We start from the raw sequence: 21,414 nt of genomic DNA, 5'->3' as shown, positions 1-21,414 counted from the left end.
GCAGTCCATACGCTTATGCCACTGGCGACAAGTCAGGAAACGAATTCTGCCTGGTCCGCCCGAAACGGTCCCCGACTTGCTGAAATGCCGAAACAATCATGGCAACGATCTCTCAATCACCGACCGATCCCGGTTTTGTGCAAAATCCATATCCCAGATATGCGGCACTACGGCGGGAAGGGCCGCTCCACGACTGGACCGAATACGGCATGCCGGCGGCGTTTTCCTACGAACTGGTTAACGCGCTCCTTCGGGACCGGCGTTTCGGGCGCCAGTGTCCCCCGGAACTGGTGCCGGAGATCCCGGAACATCTCGCGCCGTTCTACGAAGTGGAGGCCCACTCCATGCTCGAACTCGACGGCGACGTGCACAAGCGCCTGCGCGGGCTGGTCTTGAGGGCCTTCACCTCCCGCCGCATCGCCGGCCTGGCCCCCGAGATCGAAGCCGTGGCGCACAAGTTGATCGACGCCATTCCGGCAGATGCCCCGTTCGACCTGATCCACAGCTACGCGGCCCAACTGCCCGTCATCATCATTACACGCCTGCTCGGTATCCCCGAAGCCATGGCGCCTCAATTGCTCGACTGGTCCAACACCATGGTTGCGATGTATCAGGCCCGAAGGGACCGACAGATCGAAGACGCCGCAGCCCAGGCGACAGCAGACTTCGCCGACTATATCCGCAGCTACGCGGACGAACGGCGTCAGAGTCCAGCCGACGACCTGATCTCGGAGCTGCTGGCGGCGGAAGAAGCCGGGGAGAAACTCAGCATGGCTGAGTTGATCACCACCTGCATCCTGCTGCTGAATGCCGGACATGAGGCCACGGTGCATACCCTCGGCAACGGCGTGCTCGCGCTGCTCCGCCACGGCGATCCGGCGCACTGGCTCACCCCGGAACGGGTGGAAGGCACGGTTGAAGAAATCCTGCGCTACGATCCCCCGCTGCACTTCTTTGTCCGCTACGCGCATGAGGAAGCGGAGATCGCCGGACGCACATTCAAGCGCGGCGATCCGGTGGCCTGCCTGCTGGGATCGGCGAACCACGATCCTGAAGGATGGGAGCACCCGGACCGCTTCGACCCGTCACGCCCGGTCAAAACCAACCTTTCGTTTGGCTCCGGCGCGCATTTCTGCATCGGCGCGCCCTTGGCCCGCCTCGAATTGCGGATCGCGCTGCCCATCCTCTTCCAACGCTGCCCAAACCTGGCACTGGCCGAGGCCCCCCGCTATGCCAACCTCTACCATTTCCACGGGCTGGAGAAATTGATGCTGCGCACCGGCAAATAGACCTGCCAGAGCCACAACACGCTCAATAACGCGCCATCGACGGATCGGCCGACTCGGCCCAAGCGAGGATGCCACCGTCGAGGCTGAGGATCTCGCGAAAGCCGTACCGCTCCTGTAAAACAGACAAGGCCTTCATGCTGCGCACACCGCCCTTGCAGTACACACAGGTCGGCTGCGAGGGATCCAGACCCGCCACAGCGGGATCGGCCAGACCGTCGAGGACTTCCGCCAGCGGGAGGTGGACCGAAGGACCAATCTGACAAAGATCGCGTTCCCAGCCTTCGCGCACATCGATCAATTGCAGGCCGCCAGATTGAAGACGCGCCGCCAGCTCGGAGGCCGAGATGAGCGGCTCAGGTACGTCCGGCGTACAAATGTTCGCATACTCGATCGCCTTCAATGTGTGCACTTCGGCCTGCTCCGGCACACGTTGAAAGCGGACCACCGTCTGTTCCATCTTGAGCGCGTCAAAGATCAACAACTTGCCCGACAAGGGCTGACCGATGCCGGTGAGTACCTTGATCGCCTCTGTCGCCTGAATGGTCCCGACCAGGCCGGGCAAGACACCGAGGACACCGATCTCCGAGCAATTCGGAGCATCCTCCGGATTCGGCGGTTCAGGGAAGAGGCAGCGATACGTCGGTCCGCCCTCATGGTTAAAGACACTGACCTGTCCCTGAAAGGTGTAGAGCGCGCCATAGACCAATGGCTTGCCCGCAAGCACACAGGCATCGTTGACGAGGTAGCGCGTGGGAAAATTATCCGAACCGTCCAGGACCAGATCGTAGGCTTGCACCAGTTCCATGGCATTTGCCTCGCTCAAGCGCAGGACCTGCGGCACCGCTTCGATATCAGGGTTCATCGCCTTGATCCGTGCTGCGGCCACCTCGGCCTTGGGTAGGCCCACATCCGCGTCGGCAAATAAAATCTGCCGCTGGAGGTTGGAACGGCTGACACGGTCGTCATCCACAATGCCGAGGGTGCCCACACCTGCGGCTGCCAGGTATTGGAGTGCCGGACAGCCCAGACCGCCGGCACCGACAACCAGCACGCTGGCCGACTTCAGTTTCAACTGGGCCGTCTCCCCGAATCCGGGCAGGCTCAGGTGGCGTTGGTAGCGCAGAATTTCAGAAGGCGAGAGTTCCATATTAGCTAGCTTGTCCAGAGAGATAGCTCAAAACACGCCGGAGGTCGAATCCCAAACTAAGTCCAAGCCGCCTTCCCCAAATGGATGAAGCAAGTCTGATTCGGAGTGGACAAGCGCGAGCGACTGGACAGCTTGCAGGACGATGCGCATCCGCAGCGACAGAGACGCCTTTCAAAACGCCATGGCTGCGTGGTACGCCGAAGCCCGGCGCCCCCTGCCCTGGCGGACCCAACCGAGCCTGTACCGCACGGTCGTATCCGAGTTGATGGCACAACAGACGCAGATCAAGACGATGCTGCCCTACTTCGAACGCTGGATGAAGCGTTTTCCCGATTTCGAAAGCCTGGCCGACGCCCCGTCCGAAGCGGTCTTGAAACACTGGGAAGGACTGGGCTACTACAGCCGCGCCCGCAACCTCCACCAACTGGCGAAGGACTACGTGGCGATGGACCCGAAACCGGTGAGCGCCGAAGAATGGCGCCAACTGCCGGGCATCGGCCCCTACACCTCGGCCGCAATCAGCTCGATCGCCCACAACCATCCGACTGCGGTGGTGGACGGCAATGTGGTCCGGATACTCGCGAGGCTTACGAACGACGAACGCGTCTTCAAAAACAACGGCGAGGCGGTCAAGGCTTTCACCGAACTGGCCGAGGCCGTCCTCAACTCGGAGAATCCGGGCGACCACAACCAGTCCATGATGGAATTGGGAGCCACCGTCTGCCTGAAGCAAAAGCCGATGTGCACGGTCTGCCCGGTGTTCCGGTTCTGCGAATCCGCAGCACGGGGCAACCAGGACAGCCTCCCGAAAATCCAGCGCAAAGCCACCGAACAGGTCGAAATCGAGCGCGTTTGGATCTGTCATGAGGGTCAAGTGCTTCTCCACCGCATTCCCGAGGATGCCAAGCAACTGGCGGGTCAATACGAGCTGCCCAAGGCCTTCGACCTGGGCCTCGCTCCGTCAGGTAAACCGCTTGCCACCAAAACACGTTCGATCACCCACCGCCGCATACGGGAAAAGATATTCCGCTTGCCGGCCGAAGGCGTCACGCTCACAAGCGAGCACCAATGGGTCCCGATTGAGGCAGTCGAAACCATCACTTTGTCCGGCCCGCACCGTCGATGGATCCGGGAACTACTGGCCAACGGCAACAAATCCGCATAAAACTGACGTCCAAAAGCTAAAGGCGGTTTGATTTAACTGCCCTGAGTACGCTTAATTAAAGGAAACAGATACATTTTGCCTGCCACAAACATGCAAACGGACACACGGACAACGAATCAGAGGGCACAGGGCAACAGGTCCCTGCTGTTTGCTTGCGCCTGTCTGCTACTCTTCGCCGCAATTGCGCTGGCCACCCCGATGCCGGTGTACCTGCGCCCGCTCAGCGAGGTCATGGAGCATGAAATAGGACGAAATCCGGAAAGTATCCCGCGCTACCGCTGCACCGTCGGGGCCCACCGCGGCGCATCGCTCGACTATCTGGAAAACACCCTGGACGCACTTCAGGCGGCGGAAACCGACCCCCGCTATGCCTTCATTGAATTCGACGTCCAGTACACAAAAGACGGTGAAATCGTGGTCTTCCATGACCAGTTGCTGTTACGGATCTTCCGCAAGCTTGGCAGTATCAACAACTCGACCTATGAGGAACTCGCCTTTCTGACTGACGGGCAGATCGCACGCTACTCCGAAGTCATGGATGTCCTGCACAAGAAGCTCAACATCGAGATCAAGTCCCAAGGTGACGCGGCGGAAGACCAGCGCCTGGCTGACGCATTGATTGCCGACATCCGTGCGCGCGGTCGCGAGAAAGATGTGATGGTCAGCTCGATCGAACCGGAGGTCATCCATTACATCAATGTGAATTACCCGACAATCCCGACCGGCCAGATCTATTGGATCACCTCGTCAACCTACCTCCATTTCGAAGGCCTGACCCAACGGCTCTACAAGGACTTCAGCGAGTCCGAAGCCGACTACCTCATGCTCCACGTAGCCAATTTCCGCAATCTGGAAAACCTGCTTAAATTCAAACCGCCGAACAAGACCATCATCTTCTGGAATTTCGACGACGGCATCTATCTGGTCCACCAGAACAGGCATGACCAACTCTGGGGCGAAAACTGGTGGTCCCGACTGCTGGTCAACCTGCAGCTAATGGAGTTCCCCTCTCGGGGAGCAAATTCAGATCCCGTGACCGTCCCCCGTAACGGCTACAGGCCGGATCGATTGAGCGTACAGTAGCAATAGAGCCAGGACCTACTCGTTGATACTGTAGCTCTGCAGGGTCGCAATGACATCGATATACTGGGCATATTCACGGTAGTCCGACTTGACTGGCACCGCATTGACATCAACGACCTTACTGACCAGCCCCACCCCCTCAACATAGATATCGACCGTCGTGGAAGTGATATTCACCGCGAGATTCAAGGTCAAAAAACCGACCTTCTTTTGCACCGTAATCCGCGCGGTAAAGACCGAAGTCACTTGAATGGCCTGGGAAAGCTCAGTCGCTCCGGGCAAGAGGTAAGTCGTGGGCTCATGCCGGATCGTATTAGCCACGGCCCCGTAAAAGGTACTCGTGTAATCCGCATCGACTTCAGCGCCCGGCACGAATTGGTTCAAGAGCAAGGGGGCAGCATCGGAATTGTAATAGTCAGTCGGTCCGAACTCAGTCGGTGGGCTGACCCCACCGACCTGGTAGAGCCCTCCCGAGAAATCGTTCAGAACATAGAGCAATTGCTCCCAATCCGGATCATCCGCCCGGGTGGCCCGAACACGGATGACTTCGCGATCATCCCCATCCGGAGGCGCAGTCTGGATGCCCTCAACCTCATAGGTCGCCGTATAGGTACCCGATTCACGACTGTCATTCACCAGGTAAGTCCAGCGATTGCCCACCGTACTGTAGCCCGCACTGGAGGCATCGATCAGGAACTCGGTTCTCGACTCGAGGGTATAAAATTTGAATGGCCCACCTGCTGACTCATTCATTGTAAAGCTGCCCCCGTTGCCGGCCCACCAGTTACCGACCTGTTCCCAGTTCTCACGGGGTTGCGACAAATCATCCGTGGTATAGAGACGATATTGCAGATCGGAAACCGACTGCCAGGAAAGGCTGACCGCTCCCGGAGCCGTCGACTCGATTTGCAGTCCATAGGCCCAGACAGGGAGGAAAAAGAGGCTTAGATTGAGGGTGCGCCGAAGCAATCGGCTCGCAATTTGCATATGTCGACTTGCCTAGATACGACCGAGTAAATAGCAACTCCATTCCAAATGCCGAAACTAAAGACCTGGAACGAAGAACATTTTGAGATCCGCACCTCGACAATCGAGGGCGCGGGACGGGGGCTCTTCTCCAAAGTACGCATCGAGGAAGGCGACACGATCGGCTACTACACAGGCAAGATCATCAGCGAGGATGAGTTTCACGACCCCGAGCGCCCCTTCTCCGCCTACATCCTGTGGGTCTGCCGGACCCACATCATCGACGGCGTCGGCCCCGAATCCAACTACACCCGCTTCATCAACCACAGCGATGCGCCCAACGCCTTCCTCATCGTGTCCTCACGCTGGAAAAGCGCCCGTTTCGAAGCACTGGGAACGATCGAGCCCGGCGAGGAAATTTTCTTCAACTACGGCGACGACTACTGGGAGTGAGCCTTCCCGCCGGGTCGAGCCGCGCATACAGGGCGCGCCGGCATGAGCCGTATAGGGCAAAAATGTCCTCCATGCCGAAATATATCGGAACTTGCCCACCTGCTGAAACCACATAGGGTTTTCCGACGATTACAGGTTTCCACCGTCCTCCGTTTACGACTTCGTGTACATGAATCTCGATCCCCTCTACGCCGACCTTGACGACGAACAGCGCGCGCAGCTGCAAGCACTGCCCCGAGCCGAGCGTCTCAATCAAATCGCAGTGGCCCGTAACAAGCCCACGAACGTCGTCGTCCATGAAGCGGCCTCCCTTTCGAAGCTTCCGGTACTCAATTCCATCGAACTGGTGGAAAACCCAACCGCCGCCCTGCCCCTGCGCCTGATTCATGAATATCAATGTGTACCGGTCCGGAGCACAGTAGCCGAAGAGAGCGAAGAGGAAACAGACGCCGCCGACAAGAGGGTCATTCCACTCGTGACCCTGTGGCCGCCGGATGAACGTATGGACCGGTGGATCTACGCCGTCTGCGGCCGCAAGCCGGAATGGCACTTGGGCGATCCCGAGCAGGTGATCAACACCATCACCCAGCACTTCGGTGTCGGCGCCGGAAGCCTCGATGAGTCCGACCTGGTGACCGATGACGCGGAACTGGAGGCGGAAGAAGATGAAGACGCCGCGGTGATCCGATTCGTCAACGAGGTGGTGCACAAAGCGGTGAGTGACCGCGCCACGGACATACACTTTGAACCTCACCGCGACGCGCTGCAGATCCGCTACCGGATCGACGGCGAGCTCGTACCGGTCCGCGTACCGGACAATTTGATCCGCTTCCAGGGAGCGATTATTTCGCGCCTGAAGATCATGGCGAAGCTGAACATCTCGGAGAAGCGTCGCCCCCAGGACGGCCGGATCTCTTTCGGTGCAGGCGACAGCGAACTGGACATTCGTATTTCAACCTTTCCGACGATGTACGGGGAAAGCGTTTCACTGCGCTTGCTCAACCAGAAGTCCAAACCGCTTTCCATGCGTGAATTGGGACTGGCACCGGACGAAGAGCACAAGGCCACCCGGACGCTGGAATCCCCGCACGGCATCATCCTGGTCACCGGCCCGACCGGTTCCGGCAAATCGACCTCTTTGACGGCCTTCATCCGCCTGATCAACAAGCCGGAGCGCCGGATCATTACGGTGGAGGATCCGGTCGAGTACGAGGTCCCCGGCGTGAACCAGACACAGGTCCACCCGGAGATCGGCCTGACCTTTGCCCAATCACTTCGTGCCGTCCTGCGCCAGGACCCGGATGTGATCATGGTGGGGGAAATCCGTGACCGTGAAACCGCCGACATCGCGATCCGCGCGTCGCTGACCGGTCACTTGGTGCTCAGCACCTTGCACACCAACGATGCGCCCGGCGCCCTGACCCGTCTGATCGACATGGACATTGAGCCTTTCCTCATCGCGTCCTCGGTCGAAATGATCATCGCCCAGCGCCTGGTCCGCCGCCTCTGCCCGAACTGTGCAAAGCCCGCACAAGAGGAGCTGAAACATCTGGAAAGCTGCTTGGCCACCATGCGCATCCCGCTCAGCGAAGCCGCGCATATCGGCCGGCTCAAAGCCGCCGCCGGTTGCGAGCGTTGCCGCAACCTCGGCTTCCGCGGCCGTATCGGCATTTTCGAGACGCTCCGTGTGACAGACGAGATCCACGAACACATCGTGCAGCGCGCCTCATCCCGACTCATCCGGCAAACCGCGGTACAGCAAGGCATGCGGACCCTGATGCAAAGCGGATGGGAGCATATCAAGAATGGCCTAACCACGCTCGAAGAGGTCATGCGCTACGCGGAAATCGAAGACACCAGCGAGGAATAAGGCCTCAACCGTTTGTTTTCGCATTCTACACTGGACATTCAGATGAATGCCCGTGAAGCATTTATATCATGAGACTGTTGCACCCGTCACTCCTCCTCACCGTCTTTCTTTACGTGGCCACTGCCCTGCAGGCCACTGCCGAACCGATCCAGATTCTGGGAGTCGGGAACAGCTTTACGGCGAACTCGCAGAAATACCTGCCTCAAATTGTCGCATCCGATCCGGAAGTGGAAGCGGATTTCGCGATGGCCTACATCGGTGGCTGCCCGCTGGACAAGCATGTCAATCTCGCCAAATCCAACGAAGCGGATCCCGAAAAGGGACTGGCCTACAGCTACAAGATCAACAACAAGACCGTGGGCTCGAAGGTCTCCTTGAAGCATATCCTGCAGGACCGAGAATGGGACTATGTGACCATTCAGCAGGTCAGCACCAAGAGCTACAAGATCGAGACCTACTACCCCTACGCCGGCGAGCTCATCGATTACATCCGCCAATATGCACCCCAGGCCAAGATCGTGATTCACGAGACCTGGTCGCACAGCGTGGACAGCTACCGGGCGAAAAAATGGGGCCTCGATCCCGATGATATGTACGAGAAACTGCACGCCGCCTACAAACAGATCGGTGCGGAGTTCAACCTGCCTATCATTCCCGTGGGCACCGCCTTCCAAACTGCCCGTGCGACCGACATGTGGCACTACGAGCCGACCACGATCGACGTCAGCACCCTCACATATCCGGAAGACAAGAACAACCTCCCCGACCAGAGCAAGAGCATGAACAATATCTTCTTCTGGAAGAAGAACAAGGAAGGCGAGTGGTACGTCGGCAATGACGGCTTCCATGCCGGAAGAAATGGCGAGTATCTCGGCGGATTGGTCTGGTACCGCTTCTTCTTTGACAAAGATCCACGCAATATCAGCTACAAGCCGAACGGGATGGGCGAGGCACAAGCCGAATCCCTAAGGGAGATCGCCTTTGAGACCGTAACGGAAACACTCTCCGCTCCAGCAGCGGTCAGTAGCGCTCAATAAGTAGCCCTGGAAGGCGGACTCGCACCGCCCGAACAGGCCGGCAGGCTAGATGGAGTACTCCTGGTAGTAGGCACGTCCTTCGGCCTCGGAATACCAGAACTCCCGAAAATACCGAGCCTTCTCCGGTGTATGGATCCACATCGGAAGGTCTCGCGTAGAAGACGGCAGCCACCACTCCAAATCATCACGGGGCTTGAGTCCCGAATAATTCGCAGGTGACGGCATCAATTTGAGTTCACGAATGATTTCATCCGCGAATGGCTTCGGACAGCGAAACGCCAGTTGATAGCGGACATCGGCTCCGAACTCATCCGCATAGTAGTAAAGCGCACTCACATCCGGCCCTGGTTCGAAGCCAAAGTGCGCCTTGAACCCATCCCGGTTGGCAACGGTATCAGCGGTATTAATGGCATAGTCAGTACAGCCCGAAAGCATGAGGCTAGCGAAGAGCAGAAGGGCGGTGGGCGTCCCTCCTACCACAAAACCCAAGATATTTATGACTTGCTTCATTCTTCTCTTTATCCATGTGCCACAGCAAGTGCCGGAAACTCAGTACAGAATACTAGCGCCAAGGACGTCCCCGGTGGTCTTGAATCTCCAGTTCTGTACGCATTGAGACTGCGTCCATAAAGGAGCTCAACTCTTCAGAAGCTAACCTTTCTTTAGGCAGCAGCAAGGTCATCCCCTGCTTCAGTCGAATGAGATACAGGGTCTCCAGTTCGATCAGTTGATCGAAACCTGAATATTTCAAAGTCCCTTCACTATCGACGCCCGACGAAAACACCCCCTCCGTCTCAAGGCGCAGGGTCACTTCCTGATTCATCTGTCCGCGGTTGTTTTCTTTGAGATGGTTCCGGAAGTGCCGTCGATAGAGCCATTTAGCATAGGCCGGATAGCCGAGCAGCCAAACGACCGCACCCAGCAAAAAGACCGAGCCGACCACAACATCCGAATCGGAAACAAAATAGAGGGCAATCAGGCCCCAGATAACAGGCACGAGGAATCGTCCTCTCAACCTCCGCTTCCTCTGCTGCTTCGACTCGCCGGACGCATACATTTGAAAAGCCACAAAGTCGTCTTCCGTTAAGCTGTATGTAATTTCCATTTTCAAAAATCCGATGCATTGTCCAAATTAAGCAGCCAACAAAGCGGCTCAAGCCATCAGGGCGAAGGCTCCACCAAAGGCCTCACCCGCAAGGAATAAGCCGGCGCCCAATTCTGCGCCGCATTCTTCAGGCTGTATACCCAAATGACACGGACACCGTCCGTATCCGACTTTTGAGGAAAATCGAACTTGCTGTACGCATTCTTGCCCTTGCGCCCGGTGACACTCGTCTGGACCGCCTGATTCTCGGCCGGCGTCCGCTCACTGAACCATTCGAACTGAATATCTGCCCGATAGAGCGAGTCCTCATGCTGGGGATTCATGGTGACCACACTGGCAAAGTAAGTACTTGCCCGGGTTCCATTGATCCTCGAACTCATAATGACATTTCCCGAAGGCAACTGCACCACCTCGGCGACCCCCTGAAAATCGATGTCGCAAACAAATTTGAAATCGTGCCTAGAGATGCCGACTTGCTTCTCGATGAGATTCAGTCGCCGGGCTTCCAAGGTATCCAAATCATGGCGGACCTGCTCGACGATGAAAGTCTGGGCAGTTGCCGCAGACGGGAGCAGGAGCAAAGACAGCATGCAGAGGCTGTGAGCGAAGTGGCGGCGTAGGTTCATAAGGCGTACAATGAGGTTCCACACCAATGAACCGGCTGGAACAAGACACCGCAATTGGATAATTTTATAAAAGTAATGCCCAACCCGTGCCTCATCGAACACGGCGCAGCCGTCTGGGCCTGAGCATTTTGGCCCGCTCCCGCTCAAACTTCCCGCGTCGGCAATTACAGTGCAGGCACAGGGGAGAGTGGTAGGTCAGCAGCAACCGCATGCCGGTAATTACACACGTTCCAAGCAGACTTCACGGGGCATTTGCATCGTATGATATGGTTATTGCGTGGAGATTGATTACAGCCTCGCCCTTTTCGACTATGCACTCATCGCGATCTACGGCATTGTCGTGGTCTGGATCGGCCTAAAACTGGCCTCCAAGCATCACAATGCCGTAGACTACTTCCTGGCAGGGCGCAGCATGCGCTGGCCCTTCATCGGGGTCTCCCTGTTCGCTTCGAATATCTCGTCGACCACACTGGTAGGCTTGGCCGGCGCCGCCTATGCCACCGGCATCTCCGTCTTCAACTACGAGTGGATGGCATCGGTCGTACTCGTCTTCTTTGCGATTTTTATCCTTCCGTTCGTATTGAACTCGCAGGTCTTCACCCTGCCTGAGTTTCTCGAGAAACGCTACGACGGGCGGGTAAGGATCTATTTCTCCGCCCTCACCCTCTTCCTCAACATCATAGTAGATACCGCGGGCAGTCTCTTCGCCGGTGGCTTGCTCCTCAAGTTGATCTTTCCCGGTCTGGACATCTCGGTAACAATCGCGGTCCTAGCGATCGTCGCCGGACTTTATACCATCGCGGGCGGACTCGCCGCCGTGATCTACACCGACTTCATCCAGACGGTATTGCTTCTCATCGGAGCGGTCGTGATCACCGTCGTCTCCCTGATCAAGGTCGGCGGCTGGGACGGCATGATGGAAGGCCTCAGCCACGATCAGCTCAGCCTGATCCGCCCCCTCAACGATCCGGGCGTCCCCTGGCTGGGACTGATCACGGGAGTCCCCTTGCTCGGCTTCTACTTCTGGTGCGCGAACCAGTTCATGACCCAACGGGTACTCAGCGCGAAAGACATCAACCAGGGCCGTTGGGGCGTCCTGCTGGCGGCCTTGTTGAAATTGCCGGTTCTCTTCATCATGGTCCTGCCTGGAACCATTGCCATCCACCTCTATCCGGACTTGCCGGATGCCAATCTGGTGTATCCCACCCTGATGTTCGACCTGCTCCCCACCGGCCTGCTAGGACTGGTCATGGCCGGATTCATCGCCGCCCTGATGTCGCAAATCGATTCAACCCTAAATGCAGCCTCGACCCTGGTCACCATGGACTTCGTGCACAAATTCAAGCCGGGACTGGACAGCGCCAAGCTCATGCGGGTCGGACGCTGGGTCACCGGGATCTTCATGATCCTGGCCGCCGTCTGGGCACCACAAATCGAAAACTTCCGCTCGCTCTTCGATTACCTGCAAATGGTGCTGTCCTACACCGTGCCTCCCATTGTGGCGATTTATCTGGTCGGCGCTTTCTGGAAACAGGCCAACGCCGCCGGCGCCTGGCTCAGCATACTAGGCGGAACCGTGGCCGGCATCATCCTCTTCCTCTCCAATGTGATCTTCGGGTGGACACATCTTCACTTCCTCTACGTTGGCCCGATTCTATTCGTCGTTTCAGTGCTGATCCTCCTTCTGGCAAGCATGGCAGGGGACGCGCCAAGGCCCGACCAAAGCGCACTGGTATGGACACCGGTTTTCTTCCGGAAGGAAACTGCCAGCCTGCGGACACAGCCCTGGTGGCAGAACTACCGCTGGCTCTCGGTTGGACTGCTGCTACTGACGGCCTGGCTGGTGATGGCATTCGCTTAATGCGAACCGCTATTTCAGCTCGAAGCGAACCCCGGAGAAGTTGGAGTCATCCCGTATCGCTTGAACCGAAACACGGGAAGCATCCAAGTTTTGGGAAGCAATTAGTTGCTCTTCCACCAAGCGGACTCGCTCCAAAGCGAGCGAATCCAGCGCTCCCTCCGGCAGCTCCACGGTCTGGGCAAGAATATCCTCAACCGCCTGCACATCCTCCGGATTATCGATCGAATATTCAACCACCGGTTCCTCTCTCGAGCGCATCAAGTCACGATAGGCGCGCATCAGCTTCTTATGGAAGACCGCTTCGCTCTGAGTCGACTCATCCGCCATGATTTGCGCGCGTAGCCGGTCCAGTTTGAGTGCGTCCAAGTCCGCCTCGCTGTAGGAAGGAATAAGGGAAAGGGCAAGCTCCGGCCTTTTCTCCATGGCCTCTGCCAACGCATTCAGCTGGTCCACAAGCGCGTCATCCAACTTGGAACTACCGGCCGCAAATTCAACCTGTGACAGATCTTCTTCCGAACCGACCAAACCAGAAAGCAAGCTGAAAGGCGCGGTCGCCGTCTTGGTGATCAAGCTGATGCATGCGGACAGGATGATATTGCCAAGGCCCGCCTTCGGGTCACTCAAGTCGCCCGAGAGCGGAAGCTTTACATCGATCTTACCGGAAGGGCCCTTCAGCAAGCTGATCGCGAGATCCATCGGCAGACGGATGGCATCCTCACTCTCCACCGATTCGCCCAGTTCGAACTGGTCGAGCAGGATATGATTCCCCGCCTTCAGCTTGCTGTCCGTGATCTTCCAGTCCCCTTCCAGTGAAAACCAGCCCTTGCTGATGCGGCGCCCCACGAACTTCCCGGAGTACGGCGAAAATCCGGGCAGCGGCAGACCACTCATCTTGAAATTCAAATCCGTCGCACGATAGGGCTCGATGGGATAGAGCACACCGCTCATCTCGACCGGGGTCTGGTTCATCTCCGCGTTGAATTTCAATTCGGATGCGACCGAAGAGGGATAGGCGATATTCTCAATCGTCGCCTCCATCTTCTCCACCATCAGAGTCGTGGCGGGCTCAATACTTTCGTCCACCAGCTTCATGCTGCCATCCGACATTTCAAAAGCCCCCACCTGAATGGCGACATCCATATTGGCGGAAGGGCCCGGTTTGAGAGCCGTCTCACCTGCCTGCGGCTCCGTTGACTCCGGCAGCCCAGTCTGCGCGGCTTGAACCACCTCGGCATGCGGTTGAATCAGTTGGATCTTCTCCACCGTAAGCGACAAGGGGTCCGCAAGAAGCTTGATCCCATCCAAATTCAGCGATTCGAATGCGGCATCCAACTGGCTGCCCTCACCCACAGAAGCGGCAAAGCCTGCTACCCTCGCATCTCCGGTCACTTTCCGGCCAGACTCGGCAGAGATGCTCAGTGCACCGTCAAAGAACAACTGGCCTGAGGTAATCGAACCATCCGCGTAATTGCGGGCGTAGGCATCGCCCAGCGCCAGCGGCATGGTCTCCAACCGTACATCGATCGCCGCAACGGAAAGATCCGGGGCAAAGCTGCCTTTGACCTCAAGCGTTCCGGAGTCCTGAATACGGCCCGCCATCTGCAGTTCAACCGGCACAGTCAAATCCGACCCAACACCAGTAAGGCTCAGGTGCTCCACCAACATGACAGCGGAGGCCTCAACCGTCCCGTATTGATCCAGCAATCGTATTGAAAAATTAGATACATCCACTTCCGAGACCCGGACCACCGGCTGCACTCCCTGATCCGGAGGGGGCTTCAATTCGTCGATAATGGCATGAGCCAGTTCTTTCTCCGGAGGCGTGAGATTCAGCGCCTCGATCACATTCACCTGTCCGTCCCGATTGCGCTTTACCAGCAAATCGGAATCCGCCACCCGGACACGCCCCACATCCAAAGCCAAGGCTGGATAATCGAAAGCCAGATTTTCAACCGACACTTCATCGACTTGTACCAGGCGCTCCTCGTCATCCAAAGGCCGGCAGGCGACATCCTGTAGCAACACCTGCCCACCGGAAATGGAGAAGAGGTGTTCAAAATCCGCCAAGTTCAGCCGATAGTCGAACTCAACGGCCAGCTTGGCATGCTCGAGGATGAAGTGAGTAAAGGAACTGAAATATGGGGCGAAACGGCTGACTTCGATATTCTCCAGGCGGATGTGCCCTTTGCTGGCGAGACGGGCGCTTTCCAGGTTGCCCTCGATGGAAAAGACCCCACCGCCTTCGCTGACCGCATGGAACTGGAAGCGGTTATCCTCCCCCTCACGAACCGTGGTAAACTCTTCGAGGACAAAATTAATGGGTTCCATGGTCTGTTCAAAGGGCACGGGATTCGCGGCATCCACAAAGAAAATATGGCCATCAGAGACCTCAAGTCGGCGCACCTCAACCTCTGGGATCATAGCCGGCTCCAACCCGGACAAGGCCGCCTGTAAATCCTCGCTGGTGAACGGCTCCTCTTCGATGGCTTCGGCCTCGGCCGACTTGGTACGGCGAAAATAAACCCGGGGCTGCTCGAGCTTGAGCTCGTCGAAAACCGGATGCCAACGGAAGAATGTGGCGGCGCTCAGGTTCGCAACCGCCCGGTCCGCTGTCACGCTCCACTCCGGGTCGGTAGAGAGCAGCTGCAGGCCTTCCACCCGGAGTTCAAAGGTGAACGGGTTGGCCCGGACTTTCTGGATCCCCGAGGTATCCCCTAGTTGCTCGTGAATCGCCTTGTTTCCAAAATGCTTGACCAGCGCGGGCAAGAGCAGGAACCCGGCAAGCACATAGCATAGAAACGTACTAATTAAAATGATACCCCATTTACGCATTGTTCTGAAACGAATTTAACGGCTTCTTAAACGAATTACAGTCAGTTCCTTCTGGAACATTGGCAAGCCCCACAGGTTAAAACTACAGGCATGCCGCCCCAAAATCCAGCTCATGCGCACGGTACTCCCAGTTTTATCATTTATTCTCATTCTTGTTTGCCAGGCACCGGCCCAGGTCAACAAGGATCGCACAGAGCTATTTTACGGCATTGCCCAAGGCAACTACCTGATCGGCGACCTGAAGGGCGCAGCCAAAGGCATCGATGAAATCCTCCGGATCGAACCCGAGCATGTCCCGGCCTTGAAGCTCCGCGCACGGATCGAACTCGACCTGGACCGAAGCGACGACGCCCTGGCCACCTCGGAACTCGCCATTTCCATCGCACCGGAGGATCTGGAAGCGAAGACCCTGAAGGCCTTGATCCTCGGCCGCATGGACCGAAAGGCCGAAGCCATCGCCCTGCTGAATGAAGTACTGGCGGCAGCGCCCACAGACAGCCGCGATGCCCGTGCCGCCGGCAAGCTTATCGGCCTGCTCCGCATGGCCGAAGGCAAATGGGATGAAGCCGCCGAAGCCTTGAGTTCGATTTACGGACAGTCCGCCGCAGAGCAGGCCGCGAACCTCGAACTGGCCAGCGAAGCCTATCTTGAGAAGGCCGGCACCGCAATGAAATCGGACGATGTCAACAGTGCGCTGGCCGCGATCGACCAGGCGATCGAGCTCTATCGGGACAACAGCGGCAAAGAGTCCTACGCACAGATCAGCAAGCTGCGCTTGCTCCGCGCCCGCACACTCACCGGACTCGGGCGAATATCCGAAGCGATTGTCGAGCTGCAACAATTGGTCGGCCAACAACCAGAGAACAATGAAGCCCGAATCACCCTGGCCTCCCTCTATGCGATCGATGAGCGCTGGGACTCCCTACAAGGGCTGCTGGAACCGATTCAGAACAGGCCGGGACTGCAGGACATACTCCTATATTTTGATGGGCGCATCGCGCTCGCCCGTGGGCGCGTCGGCACGGCCCGGGCTAAATTCGAAGCCGCGTTGGACACACTCCCGGAAGGCCCCCATCCCATACGCCCCAGCCTGCAGTTCTACCGTGCGGTCTGCCTCGACCGGCTCGGACGCAACCCAGAGGCGGAGACGGCCCTGGATCAGGCCTTGGAGTCAGGCTTCAGGCCGGAAACCGGCGGCGAAGCACTGCAAGCCTCGCAACTCATCCTGCAAATGAAAGGTGCCGCAGCGGCCATTCCCCTGCTCGAAGCCTTTGCCCTCAGCCCGGACGCCGGCCGAAAGCCGGTTGCCACGGCCCGCATTTGGGCCATGCTGGGCCGAGCCCACGAAGCGACCGGCAATCCCCCACTCGCCCTGAGCGCGTACCGTCAATCTCTGGAATGGGACGAATCCCAAGCCGATGTGCTCGCCCTCCGGGGCGCAATCCTCCGACAACTGGGGGATATGGAAGGGGCTGCCAACGACTTTGCCTCAGCCCTTCGCATCGAACCGGAGAACGGCGCCCTGGCCTACGCACAGGGCCTGCTGCAGCTGCAACTGGGAAAAGTACGCCAAGCCCGGCAGTCCCTGGAACTAGCCGCCGACAAAGCCCCGGATAACGCGGGCTTGCAGCTCATGCACGCGCTGCTCGCTTATGTGGTCGGCCAGCAGGAGGAATCCGAACAAGCCCTGAACCGCTATTTCACACTGGTGCCCGACAAGCCGAACTTGAGTGCCATCTACCTCCATTATGTACTGCAGGCCACTGAAGATCCCGAAGCGGCTCTCGAATACCTCAAGGACAACAGCAAGCGGGCGGAGCTTGCCTGGTATCTCGGGTATTGTAGCGGACGCAGCACGCGTAAGGAAGTGATCGACGCCGCGGGCGTGGCGGAATCAGCCCAAGAAGCCCGTGTCCGGATCTGCGAAGCAAGCTTCTGGATGGCCCAGCATGCCCTCGCCCTGAATCAAAAGCCAACGGCGGAGCAATTGCTGCGGCTTGCGGTCTCCCAGCCCCTGAGGGAACAGCCCGAATACATACTGGCCTTGTGGCAACTGAATGAAGTGCTTTCCGGCACAGTCCACTAGCGTTTAGGCCTCTCAAAAGCGGGTAAAGGAAGCGAAGTTTTAGCTTGATCCCGACACGGGGGAAGCCATTGTACCGCCCCTTAGCGCTAGAGTGCACCCTGCGAAGGGTCCACTTCGCGGCTTCCCGCTTCGGTGGGTGCAGCGGTCAGAGCGGCCTGGTGGCGGCTCTGACGGTTCCGGAAACCCGGGATCCGAAAGTCGTGCAATCCAAATCAAATCATGTCTGAAGAAACAATCGTCGATAAAGCAGCTATCATCAAGGAATTCGGTGCCAACGAAAACGACACCGGCTCCGCTGAAGTCCAAATCGCGCTCCTGACCGCGCGCATCAAGCACCTGACCGAGCACCTTCGCGAGCACCGCAAGGATTTCCACTCCCGTCGCGGCCTCATCGCCCTGACCGCTCGCCGTCGTAAGCTTCTCGACTATCTGAAGCGCACCGAGTTCACCCGCTACACCGCGATCCTCGAGCGCCTCAAGCTGCGCCGCTAATTTCAAATCCATCGATGCCGGACCTTGTTACCACGGGGTCCGGCATTTTTGTTTAAGCAGTTTACTTTTACACCAAACCAGACCTCGTAGTCGCGTTGCTTCAGCCGCGCGACAAATCCCGGAAAAGCTCAATTTACTCCGACAAAGCGTCAACCGGCTAAAGCAAGTTGCCGACGAGTTCCACCTCTTCCGAAAAACATCCCCCCCAAAAACACTTTCGTAAGCCTCTTTTCCCGAGGCTGGCGGCATGGAAGGTCCGATCCCAGAACTGCCGTGGAATGCAAAAAGCAAAACATAGATAAAGAATGAAACAAAAATATAACGTCAAAGTTGAAGGACTCGATATCGAGTTCGCAACTGGAACCCTCGCAGGCCTCGCTAGCGGCGCTGTTACCATCCGCTCCGGTGAAACCGAACTCTTCGTTTCGGCCACCGCCGCCTCCGCACTCCGCCCCGGGCAGGATTTCTTCCCGCTCACCGTCGACTACCGCGAAAAATTCTCCGCCGGCGGCAAGTTCCCCGGTGGTTACTTCAAGCGCGAGGGCAAGCCCTCTGAAAAGGAAATCCTCACTTCCCGCCTTTGCGACCGTCCGCTTCGTCCGCTCTTCCCCAAGGGCTTCATGAACGAAGTGCAGGTCATCGGCCTTCTGCTGTCAACTGACACCACCCACGAGCCGGACGTGCTCATGGTGAATGCCGCCTCCGCCGCCACCCTGATCTCCGACATCCCCTGGAACGGTCCTGTCGGCTGCGTGCGCGTCGGTCAAATCGATGGTGAGTTCGTCACCAACCCGACCCACGACGAAATGCTCGATTCCGACCTCGACCTCATCTATGTCGGTAACGAAACCGAAATGATGATGATCGAAGGCTCCGCCGAGTTCATCTCCGACGAGCGTTTCTACGAAGCACTTCAATACGGCCAGGAAGCCATCCAGCCGATTATCGCCGCTCAGCGCGAACTGGCCAAGCTGGCCGGCAAGGAAAAGAAGGAATTCCCGCTCGTCCTCACTCCGGAAGCCATCACCGAATTCTGCGAAGAGTTCGCTGCCGCCAAGGTCAAGGATGCCCTCGCATTCGACAGCTACACCGAGCGCAAGCTTGCAGTGGAAGCCATCACCAAGGAAACCACCGCCGCCCTCGAAGAGAAGCTCGGCGCTGAAAACGTGGACGGCAACGACGTCGCCCGCGCTTTCGACGAAATCCAGGAAAAGCTGTATCGCCAAAACATCCTCGAAACCGGCCGCCGCGTGGACGGTCGCGGTGCGAACGATCTGCGTGCGATCTCCTGCGATACCGGCGTGCTCCCCCGCGTGCACGGCTCCGCCGTCTTCAACCGTGGTGAAACCCAAGCCCTCGTCATCAGCACCCTCGGCACCAGCCGCGACGTGCAGGACATCGACGGCCTGACCGGTGGCGCCAAGAGCAAGTCCTTCATCCTGCACTACAACTTCCCCCCGTTCTCCACGGGTGAAGCAGGACGTTTCGGATTTACCGGCCGTCGCGAAATCGGCCACGGTGCGCTTGCTGAGCGTTCGCTCCTCCCGATCCTTCCGCCGGAAGACGAGTTCCCGTACGCCATCCGCGTGGTCTCCGAAGTCATGAGCTCCAACGGCTCCACTTCCATGGCCTCCATCTGCGGCGGTTGCCTCTCCCTCATGGATGCCGGTGTGCCGATCACCGCACCCTGCGCCGGCATCTCCGTCGGTCTGGTCACCGAGCGTGACGACAGCGGCAAGATCAGCAAGCACGTCATCCTCACCGACATCCTCGGCGCGGAAGACCACTTCGGTGACATGGACTTCAAGATCGCAGGTACGAAGGACGGCATCACCGGCTTCCAACTCGACCTCAAGATCCAAGGCCTGCCCTTCGACATCACACTCGAAGCGATCAAGCAAAACGCCGCGGCCCGCTTGAAGATTCTTGCCATCATGGGTGAGCACCTTCCGGAATCCCGCAGCGACCTCCGCGAGCACGCACCGCGCATCCACACGATCAAGATCGATCCGGAAAAGATCGGCGCCCTCATCGGCCCGGGTGGTAAGAATATCCGCCGCATCACCGAAGTCTCCGGCGCCCAGATCGACATCGACGAGGACAACAGCGGTCGCGTCCTGATCTTCGCAACGGACAAGACCTCCATGGATCGCGCGATCCAGGAAGTCGAAGCCTGCACCGCAGAGATCGAAGTCGGCAAGACCTACCGTGGCATCGTCCGCGGCATCAAGGAATTCGGCGCCTTCGTCGAATGCTTGCCCGGCAAGGAAGGCCTCGTCCACATCTCCGAACTGGCCGACTTCCGCGTCAAGAAGACCGAAGACATCTGCAAGCTCGGCGACGAAATGGTGGTCAAGTGCATCGGCATGGAAAAGGGCAAGGTTCGCCTCTCCCGCAAGGCCGCACTTGAAGACGCCAAGGAAGCCACCGAAGAAGAAGCTCCGGCCAACGCCGAGTAAGTGCGGGATACGGGTTGCGGGATCTGCGATCCGGAATTCTAAAAACTGTTTCACCAAGCGGTCGCCGAAAGGCGACCGCTTTTTTGTGCCTGCCCACGAAGGGACGCCAAGACACGCGAAGCGGGAAACCAAACCTTCACGTGTCTTGGCGACACTTGGCGGGCAAATAAACCAAGCTCGCAAAGATAGTCATATTCGATTCAATTATAGTCATGAAAGAATGAAAGATCGCCGAGGCGAAGGCGCGCTTCTCGGAAGCAGTGGCCTCCTGCGCCGAGGAGCCACAGATCCTCTATAACCGGAAGAAACCGGTCGCCGCCTTGATCGACATCAAGGAATACGAAGCCTTTCTGGAATACAAAAAGTCCACGAAAAAGAAGAGCCTCGCGGAAATGCTGGACGAGCTGGAAGAGATCAACCAGCGCGAACCGGAGATGGATGAACTACCACCGCGAACGAGTCGGCCAGTTCCGTATTTCGATGATTTGGATGACGAATGAAGCAGTATCTTTGCGACGCCAACATCATCAGCGAACTGATGCGACGAAAACCAAACGAATGCGTGAGATCCTGGTCCCGGCAAATCGATGAATTATCCATTAGCGTAATAACCATAGACGAAATCGGCTACGGACTTCACCGGCAGAATCTTACTGATCGAATCAATTGGTTTAAATGTTTTATTGCAGACAACTGCACGGTCCTTCCAGTCGACAATGAAGTAGCGCTCCGGGCAGGACAAGTGCGTGGGCAGTTCGCATCCAAAGGAATCGCACGATCCCAACCCGACATGCTGATTGCTGCTACGGCCTGGGCTCATAAGCTGACCTTGGCCACGCGAAACACGAAAGACTTCGAAGGCACGGACGTGCCGCTTTTTAATCCTTTTGGTGAGTAAGGTAGCGCAGGTGCGTCCCGAATGGCCGAAACGCTTAGCAAGCAC

18 protein-coding genes are annotated in these 21,414 nt (G+C 57.8%); 12 read left to right on the top strand and 6 right to left on the bottom strand.

Annotated elements, in window-relative coordinates; all coding sequences use genetic code 11:
- The first annotated feature begins 98 nt into the window (after positions 1-98).
- Entirely contained in the window at positions 99-1,289 is a 1,191-nt protein-coding gene (locus O2597_RS11305; RefSeq protein WP_269524872.1) for a cytochrome P450, read from the top strand.
- A 22-nt stretch (positions 1,290-1,311) separates the two neighbouring features.
- Here the strand turns inward: O2597_RS11305 and moeB are convergent, their stop codons facing one another.
- On the bottom strand, positions 1,312-2,436 hold the full coding sequence (gene moeB, locus O2597_RS11300) for a molybdopterin-synthase adenylyltransferase MoeB (protein ID WP_269524870.1): 1,125 nt from the start codon (positions 2,434-2,436) through the stop codon (positions 1,312-1,314).
- A 181-nt stretch (positions 2,437-2,617) separates the two neighbouring features.
- On the opposite strand from moeB, the gene O2597_RS11295 reads away from it, so the two are divergent.
- Both O2597_RS11295 and O2597_RS11290 read left to right on the top strand, forming a co-directional pair.
- Positions 2,618-3,601, top strand: a complete 984-nt coding sequence (locus O2597_RS11295) for an A/G-specific adenine glycosylase (RefSeq protein WP_269524868.1) — start codon at positions 2,618-2,620, stop codon at positions 3,599-3,601.
- Positions 3,602-3,691: 90 nt separating this feature from the next.
- Complete coding sequence (locus tag O2597_RS11290; RefSeq protein ID WP_269524866.1) at positions 3,692-4,684, top strand: glycerophosphodiester phosphodiesterase; 993 nt, start codon at positions 3,692-3,694, stop codon at positions 4,682-4,684.
- Positions 4,685-4,699: 15 nt separating this feature from the next.
- Here the strand turns inward: O2597_RS11290 and O2597_RS11285 are convergent, their stop codons facing one another.
- Positions 4,700-5,671: a hypothetical protein gene (locus O2597_RS11285; RefSeq protein WP_269524864.1), complete on the bottom strand. Its 972-nt coding sequence runs from the start codon at positions 5,669-5,671 to the stop codon at positions 4,700-4,702.
- 48 nt (positions 5,672-5,719) lie between these two features.
- Here O2597_RS11285 and O2597_RS11280 point away from each other — a divergent pair, with 48 nt between their 5' ends.
- From O2597_RS11280 to O2597_RS11270, 3 genes are all read left to right on the top strand, one after another.
- Complete coding sequence (locus O2597_RS11280) at positions 5,720-6,103, top strand: SET domain-containing protein (RefSeq protein ID WP_269524862.1); 384 nt, start codon at positions 5,720-5,722, stop codon at positions 6,101-6,103.
- Positions 6,104-6,272: 169 nt separating this feature from the next.
- Entirely contained in the window at positions 6,273-7,973 is a 1,701-nt protein-coding gene (locus O2597_RS11275; RefSeq protein ID WP_269524860.1) for a GspE/PulE family protein, read from the top strand.
- A 68-nt stretch (positions 7,974-8,041) separates the two neighbouring features.
- A complete protein-coding gene (locus O2597_RS11270; RefSeq protein WP_269524858.1) occupies positions 8,042-9,010 on the top strand; it encodes a DUF4886 domain-containing protein in 969 nt (322 codons plus the stop codon).
- Positions 9,011-9,055: 45 nt separating this feature from the next.
- On the opposite strand, the gene O2597_RS11265 is transcribed toward O2597_RS11270, so the two are convergent.
- The 3 genes from O2597_RS11265 to O2597_RS11255 are packed head-to-tail and all read right to left on the bottom strand — an operon-like array spanning position 9,056 to position 10,741.
- On the bottom strand, positions 9,056-9,520 hold the full coding sequence (locus O2597_RS11265; protein WP_269524856.1) for a hypothetical protein: 465 nt from the start codon (positions 9,518-9,520) through the stop codon (positions 9,056-9,058).
- A 52-nt stretch (positions 9,521-9,572) separates the two neighbouring features.
- Positions 9,573-10,115 (bottom strand): YcxB family protein, encoded by a 543-nt coding sequence (locus tag O2597_RS11260; RefSeq protein WP_269524854.1) that lies wholly within the window; start codon positions 10,113-10,115, stop codon positions 9,573-9,575.
- A gap of 56 nt (positions 10,116-10,171) precedes the next feature.
- Entirely contained in the window at positions 10,172-10,741 is a 570-nt protein-coding gene (locus tag O2597_RS11255; protein WP_269524852.1) for a hypothetical protein, read from the bottom strand.
- A gap of 277 nt (positions 10,742-11,018) precedes the next feature.
- Between O2597_RS11255 and O2597_RS11250 the strand changes: the two genes are divergently transcribed.
- A complete protein-coding gene (locus tag O2597_RS11250) occupies positions 11,019-12,602 on the top strand; it encodes a sodium:solute symporter (RefSeq protein ID WP_269524850.1) in 1,584 nt (527 codons plus the stop codon).
- A gap of 9 nt (positions 12,603-12,611) precedes the next feature.
- Here the strand turns inward: O2597_RS11250 and O2597_RS11245 are convergent, their stop codons facing one another.
- Positions 12,612-15,434 carry a DUF748 domain-containing protein gene (locus tag O2597_RS11245; RefSeq protein ID WP_269524847.1) on the bottom strand — a complete coding sequence of 941 codons (2,823 nt, stop codon included), beginning with the start codon at positions 15,432-15,434 and terminating at the stop codon, positions 12,612-12,614.
- Positions 15,435-15,546: 112 nt separating this feature from the next.
- On the opposite strand from O2597_RS11245, the gene O2597_RS11240 reads away from it, so the two are divergent.
- The 5 genes from O2597_RS11240 to O2597_RS11220 all read left to right on the top strand — a co-directional run bounded on the left by O2597_RS11240 (position 15,547) and on the right by O2597_RS11220 (position 21,369).
- Positions 15,547-17,520 carry a tetratricopeptide repeat protein gene (locus tag O2597_RS11240; RefSeq protein ID WP_269524845.1) on the top strand — a complete coding sequence of 658 codons (1,974 nt, stop codon included), beginning with the start codon at positions 15,547-15,549 and terminating at the stop codon, positions 17,518-17,520.
- 219 nt (positions 17,521-17,739) lie between these two features.
- A complete protein-coding gene (gene rpsO, locus O2597_RS11235) occupies positions 17,740-18,012 on the top strand; it encodes a 30S ribosomal protein S15 (RefSeq protein ID WP_269524843.1) in 273 nt (90 codons plus the stop codon).
- A 305-nt stretch (positions 18,013-18,317) separates the two neighbouring features.
- A complete protein-coding gene (gene pnp / locus O2597_RS11230; RefSeq protein WP_269524841.1) occupies positions 18,318-20,471 on the top strand; it encodes a polyribonucleotide nucleotidyltransferase in 2,154 nt (717 codons plus the stop codon).
- A 227-nt stretch (positions 20,472-20,698) separates the two neighbouring features.
- Positions 20,699-20,971 (top strand): type II toxin-antitoxin system Phd/YefM family antitoxin, encoded by a 273-nt coding sequence (locus O2597_RS11225; protein WP_269524945.1) that lies wholly within the window; start codon positions 20,699-20,701, stop codon positions 20,969-20,971.
- Positions 20,968-21,369 carry a type II toxin-antitoxin system VapC family toxin gene (locus O2597_RS11220; protein WP_269524839.1) on the top strand — a complete coding sequence of 134 codons (402 nt, stop codon included), beginning with the start codon at positions 20,968-20,970 and terminating at the stop codon, positions 21,367-21,369. The genes O2597_RS11225 and O2597_RS11220 overlap by 4 nt, the downstream gene beginning before the upstream one ends.
- Positions 21,370-21,414 lie beyond the last annotated feature (45 nt).

This window comes from Coraliomargarita parva, assembly GCF_027257905.1.
GTDB lineage: Bacteria > Verrucomicrobiota > Verrucomicrobiia > Opitutales > Coraliomargaritaceae > Coraliomargarita_A > Coraliomargarita_A parva.
The sequence above is the reverse complement of the archived record's forward strand: the minus strand, read 5'-3'. Positions and strand labels throughout refer to the sequence as shown.

Excerpts from the sequence above, each read along its gene's own strand:
- O2597_RS11305 (WP_269524872.1), top strand. The coding sequence starts at position 99 with ATGGCAACGATCTCTCAATCACCGACCGATCCCGGTTTTGTGCAAAAT.
- moeB (WP_269524870.1), bottom strand. The coding sequence starts at position 2,436 with ATGGAACTCTCGCCTTCTGAAATTCTGCGCTACCAACGCCACCTGAGC.
- O2597_RS11295 (WP_269524868.1), top strand. The coding sequence starts at position 2,618 with ATGGCTGCGTGGTACGCCGAAGCCCGGCGCCCCCTGCCCTGGCGGACC.
- O2597_RS11290 (WP_269524866.1), top strand. The coding sequence starts at position 3,692 with ATGCAAACGGACACACGGACAACGAATCAGAGGGCACAGGGCAACAGG.
- O2597_RS11285 (WP_269524864.1), bottom strand. The coding sequence starts at position 5,671 with ATGCAAATTGCGAGCCGATTGCTTCGGCGCACCCTCAATCTAAGCCTC.
- O2597_RS11280 (WP_269524862.1), top strand. The coding sequence starts at position 5,720 with ATGCCGAAACTAAAGACCTGGAACGAAGAACATTTTGAGATCCGCACC.
- O2597_RS11275 (WP_269524860.1), top strand. The coding sequence starts at position 6,273 with ATGAATCTCGATCCCCTCTACGCCGACCTTGACGACGAACAGCGCGCG.
- O2597_RS11270 (WP_269524858.1), top strand. The coding sequence starts at position 8,042 with ATGAGACTGTTGCACCCGTCACTCCTCCTCACCGTCTTTCTTTACGTG.
- O2597_RS11265 (WP_269524856.1), bottom strand. The coding sequence starts at position 9,520 with ATGAAGCAAGTCATAAATATCTTGGGTTTTGTGGTAGGAGGGACGCCC.
- O2597_RS11260 (WP_269524854.1), bottom strand. The coding sequence starts at position 10,115 with ATGGAAATTACATACAGCTTAACGGAAGACGACTTTGTGGCTTTTCAA.
- O2597_RS11255 (WP_269524852.1), bottom strand. The coding sequence starts at position 10,741 with ATGAACCTACGCCGCCACTTCGCTCACAGCCTCTGCATGCTGTCTTTG.
- O2597_RS11245 (WP_269524847.1), bottom strand. The coding sequence starts at position 15,434 with ATGCGTAAATGGGGTATCATTTTAATTAGTACGTTTCTATGCTATGTG.
- O2597_RS11240 (WP_269524845.1), top strand. The coding sequence starts at position 15,547 with ATGCGCACGGTACTCCCAGTTTTATCATTTATTCTCATTCTTGTTTGC.
- rpsO (WP_269524843.1), top strand. The coding sequence starts at position 17,740 with ATGTCTGAAGAAACAATCGTCGATAAAGCAGCTATCATCAAGGAATTC.
- pnp (WP_269524841.1), top strand. The coding sequence starts at position 18,318 with ATGAAACAAAAATATAACGTCAAAGTTGAAGGACTCGATATCGAGTTC.
- O2597_RS11220 (WP_269524839.1), top strand. The coding sequence starts at position 20,968 with ATGAAGCAGTATCTTTGCGACGCCAACATCATCAGCGAACTGATGCGA.